Annotated in this window: 10 protein-coding genes; 4 read left to right on the top strand and 6 right to left on the bottom strand. The window is 61.7% G+C overall.

Annotated features, from left to right (window positions below):
- Window positions 1-106: 106 nt before the first annotated feature.
- From guaA to M5C71_RS07995, 4 genes are all read right to left on the bottom strand, one after another.
- Window positions 107-1,684: a glutamine-hydrolyzing GMP synthase gene (guaA, locus tag M5C71_RS08010; RefSeq protein ID WP_248767595.1), complete on the bottom strand. Its 1,578-nt coding sequence runs from the start codon at window positions 1,682-1,684 to the stop codon at window positions 107-109.
- Between the two features lie 105 nt (window positions 1,685-1,789).
- A complete protein-coding gene (gene guaB, locus M5C71_RS08005) occupies window positions 1,790-3,259 on the bottom strand; it encodes an IMP dehydrogenase (RefSeq protein WP_103498527.1) in 1,470 nt (489 codons plus the stop codon).
- Window positions 3,260-3,341: 82 nt separating this feature from the next.
- Complete coding sequence (locus M5C71_RS08000; RefSeq protein WP_103498528.1) at window positions 3,342-3,890, bottom strand: sugar ABC transporter ATPase; 549 nt, start codon at window positions 3,888-3,890, stop codon at window positions 3,342-3,344.
- Between the two features lie 54 nt (window positions 3,891-3,944).
- A complete protein-coding gene (locus M5C71_RS07995) occupies window positions 3,945-4,712 on the bottom strand; it encodes a sulfite exporter TauE/SafE family protein (protein WP_248767594.1) in 768 nt (255 codons plus the stop codon).
- 100 nt (window positions 4,713-4,812) lie between these two features.
- On the opposite strand from M5C71_RS07995, the gene M5C71_RS07990 reads away from it, so the two are divergent.
- From M5C71_RS07990 to leuA, 4 genes are all read left to right on the top strand, one after another.
- Complete coding sequence (locus M5C71_RS07990; RefSeq protein ID WP_248767593.1) at window positions 4,813-5,712, top strand: LysR substrate-binding domain-containing protein; 900 nt, start codon at window positions 4,813-4,815, stop codon at window positions 5,710-5,712.
- A gap of 187 nt (window positions 5,713-5,899) precedes the next feature.
- Entirely contained in the window at window positions 5,900-7,279 is a 1,380-nt protein-coding gene (gene xseA, locus M5C71_RS07985) for an exodeoxyribonuclease VII large subunit (protein WP_248767592.1), read from the top strand.
- Window positions 7,280-7,297: 18 nt separating this feature from the next.
- Entirely contained in the window at window positions 7,298-8,119 is an 822-nt protein-coding gene (locus M5C71_RS07980) for a peptidoglycan DD-metalloendopeptidase family protein (RefSeq protein ID WP_177099571.1), read from the top strand.
- Window positions 8,120-8,615: 496 nt separating this feature from the next.
- Entirely contained in the window at window positions 8,616-10,298 is a 1,683-nt protein-coding gene (gene leuA / locus M5C71_RS07975) for a 2-isopropylmalate synthase (protein WP_103498533.1), read from the top strand.
- A 177-nt stretch (window positions 10,299-10,475) separates the two neighbouring features.
- Here the strand turns inward: leuA and M5C71_RS07970 are convergent, their stop codons facing one another.
- Entirely contained in the window at window positions 10,476-11,270 is a 795-nt protein-coding gene (locus M5C71_RS07970) for an amidohydrolase (protein ID WP_248767591.1), read from the bottom strand.
- Entirely contained in the window at window positions 11,258-12,406 is a 1,149-nt protein-coding gene (locus tag M5C71_RS07965; protein ID WP_248767590.1) for a pyridoxal phosphate-dependent aminotransferase, read from the bottom strand. Before M5C71_RS07965 ends, M5C71_RS07970 begins: the two co-directional genes overlap by 13 nt.
- Window positions 12,407-12,434: the final 28 nt, after the last annotated feature.

The following is a 12,434-nucleotide window of genomic DNA, read 5'->3' as shown; positions in this document are numbered from 1 at the left end:
CGAACTATTAGGAATCCCCTAATAGTTGCGTCAGTCTGGATTTCCCGGCAAAGAAAAGGGCGCCGAAGCGCCCCTTTGCATCCCTCAGAAACAAGGAATCAGTTCATCATTCCCACTCAATCGTCGCCGGCGGCTTGCTCGACACGTCGTAGGTGACACGGGAGATGCCTTCGATCTCGTTGATGATCCGGCCGCTGACGGTTTCCAGCAGCTCGTAAGGCAGGTGCGCCCAACGGGCGGTCATGAAGTCGATGGTTTCCACCGCACGCAGGGCCACGACCCAGGCGTAACGACGACCATCACCGACCACACCCACCGATTTCACCGGCTGGAACACCACGAACGCCTGGCTGACCTTGTGGTACCAGTCAGCCTTGCGCAGTTCTTCGATAAAGATATGGTCGGCGCGACGCAGCAGGTCGGCGTATTCCTTCTTCACTTCACCGAGAATCCGCACGCCCAGGCCCGGGCCCGGGAACGGGTGACGGTAGACCATGTCGTACGGCAGGCCGAGCTCCAGACCAAGGCGACGGACCTCGTCCTTGAACAGCTCGCGCAGCGGCTCGACCAGCTTGAGGTTCATCTCTTCCGGCAGGCCACCGACGTTGTGGTGGGACTTGATCACATGGGCCTTGCCGCTTTTCGCGCCAGCCGACTCGATCACGTCCGGGTAGATGGTGCCCTGGGCCAGGTACTTGATGTTGTCCAGTTTGTTGGACTGGGCATCAAACACGTCGATAAAGGTACGACCGATGATCTTGCGCTTCTTCTCCGGGTCCGACTCGCCGGCCAGGTTGTTCAGGAACTGCTCTTCGGCGTTGGCACGGATCACCTTGACGCCCATGTTCTCGGCGAACATGGCCATCACTTGCTCGCCTTCGTGCAGGCGCAGCAGGCCGTTGTCGACGAAGACGCAGGTCAGCTGGTCGCCGATGGCCTTGTGCAGCAGCGCCGCAACCACCGAGGAGTCAACACCGCCGGACAGGCCCAGCAGGACGTTGTCGGTGCCGACCTGGGCACGAACGCTGGCGATGGCGTCTTCAGCGATTTTCGATGGCGTCCACAGTGCTTCGCAGCCGCAGATATCGAGGATGAAGCGCGACAGGATGCGACCGCCCTGCTTGGTGTGGGTCACTTCCGGGTGGAACTGCACGCCGTAGTAACGCAGGTCGTCGTTGAACATGCCGGCAATCGGGCAGCTCGGAGTGCTGGCCAGGATGTGGAAGTCTTCCGGCATCCGGGTGACCTTGTCGCCGTGGCTCATCCAGACGTCGAGGCCGAACAGGCCGTCGGCGTCGACGTGGTCTTCGATACCCTCGAGCAGGAGGCTCTTGCCGACCACATCAACGCGGGCATAACCGAATTCACGCAGCTCGGAACCTTCGACCTTGCCGCCCAACTGCTCGGCCATGGTCTGCATGCCGTAGCAGATACCGAAGACCGGAACGCCCAGGTCAAACACGGCTTGCGGGCAGCGAGGGCTGTTGGCTTCGTGCACGGACTCGGGACCGCCGGCGAGGATGACGCCTTTGGGAGCGAATTCGCGAATCGCTTCGTCGTCCATGTCGAACGGATGCAGTTCGCAGTACACGCCGATTTCACGCACGCGGCGGGCAATCAGCTGGGTGTACTGGGAACCGAAGTCGAGGATCAGGATGCGGTGGGCGTGAATGTCGAGGGCCATGAGTCATTCTCGTCAGTGAAATCAGAAACAACACGGGGCTGTCATCAACAGCCCCGGTTCAAATTCGTCAATCGCCTCCTGACCTCGGCCAGGAGGCGATCACTATCAACCTACGCGATAGTTTGGAGCTTCCTTGGTGATCTGCACGTCGTGAACGTGAGATTCGGCCATGCCGGCGCCGGTGATACGCACGAATTCAGGCTTGGTGCGCATTTCTTCGATATCGGCGCTACCGGTGTAGCCCATCGAGGAGCGCAGGCCGCCCATCAGTTGATGGACGATGGCGCTCAGGCTGCCCTTGTAGGGGACGCGCCCTTCGATGCCTTCCGGTACCAGCTTCTCGGCACCCGCGGAGGAGTCCTGGAAGTAGCGGTCGGAAGAACCCTGGGACTGCGACATCGCACCCAGCGAACCCATGCCGCGATAAGCCTTGTAGGAACGGCCCTGGAACAGTTCGATTTCGCCCGGCGCCTCTTCGGTACCGGCGAACATCGAACCCATCATCACGCAGGAAGCACCGGCAACGATGGCCTTGGACAGGTCACCGGAGAAACGGATGCCGCCGTCGGCGATCAAGGGTACGCCGGTGCCTTCAAGGGCGGCGGCGACGTTGGCGATGGCACTGATTTGCGGTACACCGACACCGGCGACGATACGGGTGGTGCAGATAGAGCCCGGGCCGATACCGACCTTGACCGCATCCGCGCCCGCTTCGGCGAGGGCCTTGGCGGCGGCGCCGGTGGCGATGTTGCCGCCGATCACCTGGACTTCAGGGAAGTTCTGCTTGACCCAGCGAACACGGTCGATCACGCCTTTGGAGTGACCGTGGGCGGTGTCGACCACCACTACGTCGACACCGGCATGAACCAGTGCGGCAACACGATCGGCGGTGTCTTTACCGGTGCCGACTGCGGCGCCGACACGCAGACGACCCTGGTCGTCCTTGCTGGCCAGCGGGTAGGCCTTGGATTTTTCGATGTCCTTGACGGTCATCATGCCCTTGAGGGCGAACTTGTCGTCGACGATCAGGACTTTTTCCAGACGGTGCTTGTGCAGCAACTCGCGGACTTCGTTCTTGTTGGCGCCTTCGCGGACGGTGACCAGACGCTCTTTGGGCGTCATCACTTCGCGAACCGGGACATCCATGCGGGTTTCGAAACGCACGTCACGGGAAGTGACGATACCGACCAGGTCGCCGTCATGCAGCACCGGCACGCCGGAGATGTTGTGCATGCGGGTCAGTTCGAGCAGTTCACGCACCGTAGCATCGGCCTCGATGGTGATCGGGTCCTTGACCACACCGGCTTCGAACTTCTTGACCTTGCGCACTTCGGCAGCTTGCTGCTCGATGGTCATGTTCTTGTGGATGATACCGATACCGCCTTCCTGGGCCATGGCAATGGCCAGACGGGCTTCGGTCACGGTATCCATGGCGGCGGAAACCAGCGGAATATTCAGCTCGATGCCACGGGTAAGGCGGGTCTTGAGACTGACTTCGTTAGGGAGTACCTCGGAATAACCGGGCACTAGGAGAATGTCGTCGAAGGTCAGAGCTTCTTGGCTGATACGCAGCATCGCGGGGGCTCCCGAGCGGGAAAATGGAAGCGCGCCATTATACTCAGATGGACCCTTGGGCTCAATGTAAACCTTGGCTTATTTAAAGCTCCACTTTTACCCAGGCGACGGGCTGATCCAGCCAGTCGGCGAACTCGTCGAGAAAGCTCTGCTTGAAGCCGGCTTCAGCCCAGTTATTGAAGATAAATCCGAGGTTGGAAAAGGCGCATTCCTGCAGGAACAGGAAACCGTTGATATCGTCTTCATGGCCGCACAGCGGGCAGATGAAGTTCTCGGTGCGCCCCGGCATCCACTCTTCGAGGCTGTCGAACAACGCCTCGCCGACTTCCTTGCGGCACTCGGCGCAGCCCGCCTCTTCGAGAAAGCCCTTGGCCGGGGTATAGATGCAGCGCTTGGTGACGATCTCCAGACCGTTGATCGGCTCATTGAACGGCAGCGCGTCGGGGTGCAGGACCACGCTGGCGGCGCCCGGGGCTATGGCATGGGCCATGCGGTTGCCGGTGCGACCGCAGGTGCTCAGTTGCTCCTCGATGATGTTCTTGCGCACCAGCCAGCGCACGACGGCCCGGGCCCGGGGTTCATGGACCGGCAAGGTGGAAATCTTCGGGACGATGATGCTTTGCGAATTCATGGGGACGGCCTGGAGCGTTTGCGACCCGGCAGCTTAATCCCTGAAACCCCGAGGTCAAGTGCTGAAGTAACGGGTGATCAGGGCAATTCCACTGGCCAGCACCAACCAGGTCACCAGGCGCACGAAGGCCTCACGCGATAGCCGGCGGGTCAAACGCCTGCCGATCCAGAGACCCAGCGCCATTGCCGGCAGCAAACAGACCGCCAACATCAATAAGGGTAGCTCGGCATAGACCCCGGCGATCACGAATAGCGACAGACGCACCACCGTGCTGCAACTGATCAGCGCACTTTGGGTGGCGCGGGCCGCGTCCTTGGGCAAGCGGCTGTTGAGGTAGATCGCATAAAGAAAGCCGCCGCTGCCAAACAGCGCGCCGAACATTCCGCCCACCGTGCCCATGGGCACCGCCCAACCCGCCGCCAGTTGGCTCGGTCGCGCCTTGACCGACAGGCTGTAGACCGCATAGGCGCTGATAAACAAGCCCATCAGCAGCAACAGGATGTCGGACTTGAGATTCAACAGGAAGATCACCCCCAGGGTGCAGCCCACCGCCATGCACGGCAACAACCGCAGCAACTCGGGTTTGGCGACATCCTTGCGCGACGGCAGCAGATTGCCAAAGGCCGCGACGAAATCCAGCAGCACCAGCAAGGGCACGATTTTCGACAGCGGCATAAACAGGATCAGGATCGGCCCCGCCACCAGCGCCGTGCCAAAACCGGCCACGCCGAAAACGATATAGGCCAAGGCCACGCCCAGCTCCACCACCAGCCAATCGGTGGCACTGAACGGCCACTGGTTCAATAGGGCAACAAGACTCATGAAGAACACTTCCACAATGGGTTCGATTGACTTTAGCCAGTGGCGAGCCTTGCGACTAATATATTCAAAGCCCGTCACCCATCTCGAAAAGGCATGACTCTTGATTTCCACCCGCCAACTGCGCTACTTCGTTGAAATCGCCGAATCCGGCAGTTTCAGCGCCGCCGCCGAACGCCTGTTTATCGCGCAGTCGGCCTTGAGCCGGCAGATCAAGGAACTGGAAAATCATTTGCAGACGCCCTTGTTCGAACGTACGGCGCGCCAGCCAAGACTGACCGCGGCAGGCGAGGCGTTTTATCCGCGGGCAAGAAATCTGTTGAGCGAACTGAACAAGGCCAGCGAGTTGGCGACCCAGGTGGGCAAAGGACAACTGGGAACCTTGCGTCTGAGTCATTCCAGCACGGTGCCGATGAGCGGTCGATTGCTACGGGCGATCAGTCATTTTCTGGAGCAGAGTCCGGGGGCGTCGATGGATATCGTCAAGCTGTCCTCAGAAGCCCAACTCGAAGAACTGGCCGAGGGGCGACTGGATATCGGCCTGCTGCGCCTGCCGGTACTGCGCCAGCGCGAGGGTGTGCAGATCCTGCCGCTGTTCAGCGAGCGCCTGCTGCTGGCGGTGCCGCCGAATCATCCGTTGGCGGGCTCGACCGAGGGCATCGACCTGGCGGTGCTGAAGGACGAAGCCTTTATTTCCATTCCGCATCCGCAGCGGGGTGGCTTGAGTTATCTCTCGGCCGAGCTGTGCATGCGCCAGGGTTTCTTTCCCCGGGCGGCGCGGGTGGTGTCGCGCAAGACCACTCAATTGCAGTTGATCCAGGCTGGGTTCGGTATCGCGCTGCTGCCCGAGTCGATGCAGGACATCGCACCGACGAATATCCATTTCCTGCCCCTCAAGGACCCGGATTGTCAGAGCACCCTGGCCTTGGCCTGCCGCCAGGAGCCGACGCCGCTGGTGGCGCAGTTTGTCGAGCGGTTCAGCGAAGATCTGCGACGCCCTTGAAAACACCGCGAAACTCATAGGAGCAGGGCTTGTGTGGGAGCGGAGCTTGCCCGCGAAGCTTTTAGCGCCCTCGCGGCCGCCTTCGCGAGCAAGCTCTGCTCCCACATTAGATTCGGGCAGGAGACAAAATCTGCGTTCGACGACATAACGTAGAGATTGCCGGTCGAATGCCTTTATCATGCCCCCCATGATTAAAGATCCCTTTTCACGCCTGGGCCTCGACCACGAAGTCCTCACTGTCAGCCAGCTCAACGGCCGCGCCCGGGTGCTGCTCGAAGACGTGTTCAGCAATATCTGGGTCGAAGGCGAAATCTCCAACCTCGCCCGCCCGGCGTCCGGCCATATCTATTTCACCCTCAAGGACAGCGGCGCCCAGGTGCGTTGCGCACTGTTCCGGCAGAACGCCGCCCGGGTGCGCCAGGCGCTGAAGGACGGTTTGGCGGTCAAGGTCCGGGGCAAGGTCTCGCTGTTCGAAGGCCGTGGCGACTACCAACTGATCCTCGACACCGTGGAGCCGGCCGGCGATGGCGCCCTGCGCCTGGCCTTCGATGCCCTGAAGGAAAAACTCAGCGCCGAAGGCCTGTTCAGCGCCGAGCGCAAGGTCCCGTTGCCCGCCCATCCGCAACGCATCGGCATTATCAGTTCGCCCACCGGTGCGGTGATCCGCGACATTATCAGTGTCTTTCGCCGCCGAGCTCCGCAGGTCGAACTGACGCTGATCCCCACCGCCGTGCAGGGCCGCGAAGCCATCACGCAAATCGTCCGGGCGCTGAAGCTGGCCGATGCCAAGGGCTTCGATGCGCTGATCCTGGCCCGTGGCGGCGGCTCGCTGGAAGACCTCTGGTGCTTCAACGAAGAAGCCGTGGCCCGGGCGGTGGACGCCTGTATCACGCCCATCGTCAGCGCCATCGGCCATGAAACCGATGTGTCCATCAGCGATTTTGTCGCCGACGTCCGCGCCCCCACTCCCTCCGCCGCCGCAGAACTGCTGGCCCCGGACTCCAGCGACCTGCAACGCCGGGTCGAGAGCCTGCACCGGCGCCTGGTGATGCGTATCCGCGACCGCCTGATGCACGACCGCCTGCGCCTCGACGGCCTGGCCCGACGCCTGCGCCACCCCGGTGAACGTCTGCGCCAACAGGCCCAACGCCTGGATGACCTGGACATGCGCATGCGCCGGGCGTTCGAGCGCCAGCTCAATACCCGCCGGGAAAAACTGATCCGCCTGGAAACCCGCCTCGCCGGGCAACATCCGGGGCGGCAACTGGCGCTTCTGCGTCAACGTCTGGACAGTCTCTCCGAACGCCTGCCCCGGGCCATGCGCGAGGGCCTGAAAGCCCGGCGCCTGCAACTGCAAAGCCAGATGCAGACACTTCATGTAGTAAGTCCCCTGGCCACCTTGGGCCGTGGCTACAGTATCCTGCTGGACGAACGCGGCCAGGCGATCCGCAGTGCCGAGCAGACCCACACCGGCCAACGCCTGAAGGCGAAACTCGGTGAAGGGGAATTGCAGGTACGGGTCGAGGACAATCATCTGACGCCCGTCACCCTTTCTTTACTGGACTGATTTTCAAGGGATCCGAGCATGCCCCGTTTTCTTGGTGCCCTGCTGTTGCTGGGCCTCGCCTTCAACGCCCACGCCGACAGCTATCTCACCCGCCTGCTGAACAAGCCGGTGCCCGGCGGCGTGGCCGTGGTCGATCTCGGAGCAAACGCCCAGGCGCCCAAGGCCAGTTACCAGGGCAAGCCGGTGCTGGTGGTCAAGGAACAGAATAGTTGGTTGGCGATTGTCGGTATTCCCCTCAGCGTGAAACCCGGCAGCCAGCAAATCAACTCGGCGGGGCGCAACCTGAGTTTCAACGTTACTAGCAAGAAATACCCGGAACAGCACATCACCTTGAAAAACACCCGCCAGGTCAACCCGAATCCGGCCGACCTCAAGCGCATCGATGAAGAACTGGCGGTGCAGATTCGGGCCTATCGCAGCTTCAGCCCCGGTACGCCGAGCAACCTGCTGTTGGACAAGCCGGTCAACGGGCCACTGTCGAGCCGCTTCGGCGTGCGTCGGTTCTTCAACGGCGAGGAGCGCAACCCACACGCCGGGCTGGACTTCGCGGTGCCAGCAGGTACGCCGATCAAGACCCCGGCAGCGGGCAAGGTGATTCTGATCGGCAATTACTTCTTCAATGGCAATACGGTGTTCGTCGACCACGGCCAGGGCTTTATCAGCATGTTCTGCCATATGTCGAAGATCGACGTGCAGGTGGGCCAGTCACTGGCCCGTGGTGCGGTGGTGGGCAAGGTCGGCTCCACAGGGCGGGCGACCGGCCCCCATATGCACTGGAACGTCAGCCTGAATGACGCGCGGGTCGATCCGGCGATCTTTATCGGCGCGTTCCAACCCTGATCCCCGGAACACCACCGCCCCCCCCTGTAGGAGCGAGCTTGCTCGCGATGGTAGTCCAGGCACCACTGGGTATCAGGTGCCCCCGCGTTATCGTTGACGTCCATCGCGAGCAAGCTCGCTCCTACAAGGACCTCGTTCAGTCTGGGCGACCGATGTTGCAGCCAACCATCCCAGCGGCAAAGATTGCGCAGGTCCAAAATAGTGCGCAATTGTTCTAGATTTTCAGTCGATCAAGCAGAATAAAATCTCGGAAAAGCCGATTTTCCGAGTATTTCTCTCAATTTTTCCCACAGGCTTGCCATCTTTCACCCCAATGGTTAGGGTTGAAACATGAAAACTTCTCACACCCTCATCCAGCGACGTCAACATCGCAGCCTCTGCCTCGTCAGCGCACGACTGCCAGGCTGAATCGAACGACCTCGTCCGCGGTTTTCTCCCTGATAACGCATTACCGGCTGGCCGCCTTTTTTCGGCCCTGACCCCAAGGAATTTCCCCATGAGCATGCTCAAAGACCCGTCTTCGAAGTACCGCGCGTTTCCGACCATCGATCTCCCTGATCGCACCTGGCCGTCGAAAACCATCACCAGCGCGCCGATCTGGTGCAGCTCCGACCTGCGCGACGGTAACCAGTCGCTGATCGAGCCGATGGACGCGGTGAAAAAACTGCGCTTCTGGAAAACCCTGGTCAGCGTCGGCGTGAAGGAAATCGAAGCCTCGTTCCCCGCCGCTTCGCAAACCGACTTCGACTTCGTCCGCACCCTGATCGAAGACAACCACATCCCCGAGGACACCACCATCCAGGTGCTGACCCAGGGCCGTGAAGACTTGATCGAGCGCACCTTCGAATCCCTGCGCGGGGCGAAGAAAGCCATCGTTCACCTGTACAACGCCACCTCGCCGTCCTTCCGCCGCATTGTCTTCAACCAGGACAAGGACGGGATCAAGGCCATCGCGGTCAACGCCGCCAAGCTGTTCGTCAAATACGCCGCCCAGCAGCCGGACACCCAGTGGCAGTTCGAGTACTCCCCGGAAACCTTCAGCGCCACTGAGCTTGAGTTCGCCAAGGAAGTCTGCGACGCGGTCATCGAAGTCTGGAACCCGACGCCCGAGCACAAGGTGATCCTCAACCTGCCCGCCACGGTCGAGTGCGCCACCCCGAACATCTATGCCGACCAGATCGAGTGGTTCGGTCGCCATATCAACCGTCGTGACAGCGTGATCATCAGCCTGCACACCCACAACGACCGTGGCACCGGCGTGGCCGCCACCGAACTGGGCCTGATGGCCGGCGCCGACCGTGTCGAAGGCTGCCTGTTCGGCAACGGCGAGCGTACCGGTAACGTCGACCTGGTCACCGTGGCCCTGAACATGTACACCCAGGGTCTCGACCCGCAGCTGGACTTCTCCGATATCGACGGCGTGCGCAAGGTGGTCGAGGAGTGCAACCAGATCCCGGTGCACCCACGTCACCCCTATGTCGGCGACCTGGTCCATACCGCCTTCTCCGGCTCCCACCAGGATGCGATCCGCAAGGGCTTCGCCCAGCAGCAAGCCGACGCCCTGTGGGAAGTGCCGTACCTGCCGATCGACCCGGCCGATATCGGCCGCAGCTACGAGGCAGTGATCCGCGTCAACAGCCAGTCGGGCAAGGGCGGTATCGCCTACCTGCTGGAGCAGGAATACGGCATCAGCCTGCCGCGTCGCATGCAGATCGAGTTCAGCCAGGTGGTACAGCGTGAAACCGACCGCCTCGGCCTGGAAATGACCGCGCAGCAGATTCATGCCCTGCTGCACAGCGAGTACCTGCAAGCCAACACCCCCTATGCGCTGGTCAGCCATCGCCTGCAGGAAGAAAACGGCAACAGCGCCGTGGAAGTGGAAGTGTCCGGCAAAGGCCAGGGCGAGACCAATCTGCACTGGCGCGGCAAGGGCAACGGCGCCCTGGAAGCACTGGTGGCCGGCCTGCCGATACCGGTGGAAATCATGGACTACAACGAGCACGCCATCGGTGCCGGGACCAATGCCAAGGCTGCGGCCTATATCGAGCTGCGGGTGAACGGTGAACGTGCGGTGCACGGCGTGGGGATCGATGAAAACATCACCACCGCCAGCTTCAAGGCACTGTTCAGCGCGCTGAACCGCTCGCTGAGCCAGCTGGATACCAGCAAGGCGGCGTAAGCGTCGGCAGAAATAAAAAGGCCCCGGCGGTGTGAACCCCCGGGGCCTTTTTGTGCGTCTGAGTACGCCATCGCCAGCAAGCCGGCTCCCACAGGAGAGCATGCCAAACCGCAGATTTGCGTGCGCCACAAATCCCTTGTGGGAGCCGGCTTGCTGGCGATGAACGATAACGCGGTGTTACTGATTCAACTCAAAGCTGTCGGCATCCAGGTAAGCCGGAAACCGCGTCCGATAGGCCGCCAGTTCCGCCGCACTCAAGGTGACCTGGAACACACCGTCGGCCTCCCCTGCCCCCAGCAACGACTCGCCCTGGAAATCCAGCACCTGGCTGTCGCCGGTATAGGCGAAACCCTTGCCATCGGTGCCGACCCGATTCACCGCCGCCACATAACACAGGTTTTCAATTGCCCGCGCCGGCAACAATCGGTTCCAGTGCAAGCGCCGCGCGCCCGGCCAGTTGGCGGTGTACAGCAGCAGGTCGGTGTCCTGGGCATCGCGGCTCCACACCGGAAAACGCAGGTCGTAGCAGATCAGCGGACGCACTCGCCAGCCCTTGAGCTCGAACTGCATCTGGCGCTCGCCCGGGGTGTAGTGGTTATGCTCGCCGGCCATGCGGAACAGGTGGCGCTTGTCGTAGTGCAACACCTCGCCATCCGGCCGCGCCCACAACAGACGATTGCGGTGACTGCCATCGGCGGCGCGGACGATCACGCTGCCGGTGATCACCGCATCGAGCTTTTTCGCCTGCCCGCGCAGCCAGACACTGGTCGGGCCGTTTTCGGCTTCGGCCAGGGTCTGCGACTCCATGGAAAAACCGGTGGTGAACATCTCCGGCAGGATCACCAGATCAGCCCCCGCGGCCTGCTCCAGCAGCACGTCGAAGTGCTCCAGGTTGGCCTGACGGTCATGCCAGGCCAGGGTGGTCTGCACCAACGCGACCTTCAGGTCCGGCAACGCACTCAGATCACGCATAGTTTTGCCGCTGCTTCACGCAGCGTCTCCTCGCGCTTGGCAAAACACAGGCGCACCAGGCGCTGTCCTTCCGGCGGGTTCTGGTAGAAGACCGACACCGGAATGCTTGCCACGCCATGTTCGCGGGTCATCCACACGGCCATGTCGACGTCGTTCAGGTCCGGGCGGATCTGCGAGTAGTCGACCAGCTGGAAATAGGTCCCCGCCGCCCGTTTGAAGCTGAATCGCGACTCGCCCAGCAGGTCGCAGAACAGATCGCGCTTCTCCTGATAGAACGCCGGCAGTTCCTCGACATGCTCCGGACGCATCGCCATAAAGTCGGCCAGTGCATACTGCAATGGCGTCACGCCGCAGAAGCTGACGTACTGGTGCACTTTGCGCAGTTCGGCGGTGAGGGCCGGCGGCGCCACCACATAGCCAGTTTTCCAGCCGGTGACGTGGTAGGTCTTGCCGAACGAGCTGACCACGAACGCACGCTGATACAGCGCCTCATGGGCCAAGACACTTGCATGGGGCACGCCGTCGAACACCAGGTGTTCGTAGACTTCGTCGCTGACCAGATAGATGTCGCGGTCGGCGATCAGTTTTGCCAGTTGGTCCAGTTCGCCATGACTGATCAGCGCACCGCTGGGATTGTGCGGGCTGTTGAGGATGATCATGCGGGTGCGCGGGCTCAGCGCGTCGGTGAGCTTCTGCCAATCGATGGAGAAGTCTTCCAACCCGAGCTGCACATGCACGCAACGCCCACCGGCCAACTCCACCGAAGGTTCATAACTGTCGTAGCAAGGGTCGAAAACGATCACCTCGTCGCCGGGGTGGATCACCGCCTGGATAGCACAGAAGATCGCCTGGGTCGCGCCGGGGGTGATGGTGATCTCGGCATCGACGTTCACGTGCACGCCGTAGCTGCGGGCGATTTTCGTCGCCACCTGCTGGCGCAGGGCCGGCAGCCCGGTCATGGGCGCGTACTGGTTATGGCCGTTGTTCACATGCCGGCAAACCGCATCACGCAGGGCCTGCGGGCCCTCGAAATCCGGGAAGCCCTGGGACAGGTTGAGCGCACCGGTTTCCACCGCAAGCGCAGACATACGGGTAAAGATGGTGGTGCCGACATTCGGCAACTTACTGCTGATCATGGGGGCGTTTTCCCTGCTGAACATCCGG

It is taken from the genome of Pseudomonas sp. MWU12-2345 (genome assembly GCF_023242385.1).
GTDB classification, from domain to species: domain Bacteria; phylum Pseudomonadota; class Gammaproteobacteria; order Pseudomonadales; family Pseudomonadaceae; genus Aquipseudomonas; species Aquipseudomonas gingeri_D.
This window is presented reverse-complemented; position numbering and strand designations above follow the sequence as displayed.

Excerpts from the sequence above, each read along its gene's own strand:
- guaA (WP_248767595.1), bottom strand. The coding sequence starts at position 1,684 with ATGGCCCTCGACATTCACGCCCACCGCATCCTGATCCTCGACTTCGGT.
- guaB (WP_103498527.1), bottom strand. The coding sequence starts at position 3,259 with ATGCTGCGTATCAGCCAAGAAGCTCTGACCTTCGACGACATTCTCCTA.
- M5C71_RS08000 (WP_103498528.1), bottom strand. The coding sequence starts at position 3,890 with ATGAATTCGCAAAGCATCATCGTCCCGAAGATTTCCACCTTGCCGGTC.
- M5C71_RS07995 (WP_248767594.1), bottom strand. The coding sequence starts at position 4,712 with ATGAGTCTTGTTGCCCTATTGAACCAGTGGCCGTTCAGTGCCACCGAT.
- xseA (WP_248767592.1), top strand. The coding sequence starts at position 5,900 with ATGATTAAAGATCCCTTTTCACGCCTGGGCCTCGACCACGAAGTCCTC.
- M5C71_RS07980 (WP_177099571.1), top strand. The coding sequence starts at position 7,298 with ATGCCCCGTTTTCTTGGTGCCCTGCTGTTGCTGGGCCTCGCCTTCAAC.
- leuA (WP_103498533.1), top strand. The coding sequence starts at position 8,616 with ATGAGCATGCTCAAAGACCCGTCTTCGAAGTACCGCGCGTTTCCGACC.
- M5C71_RS07970 (WP_248767591.1), bottom strand. The coding sequence starts at position 11,270 with ATGCGTGATCTGAGTGCGTTGCCGGACCTGAAGGTCGCGTTGGTGCAG.
- M5C71_RS07965 (WP_248767590.1), bottom strand. The coding sequence starts at position 12,406 with ATGATCAGCAGTAAGTTGCCGAATGTCGGCACCACCATCTTTACCCGT.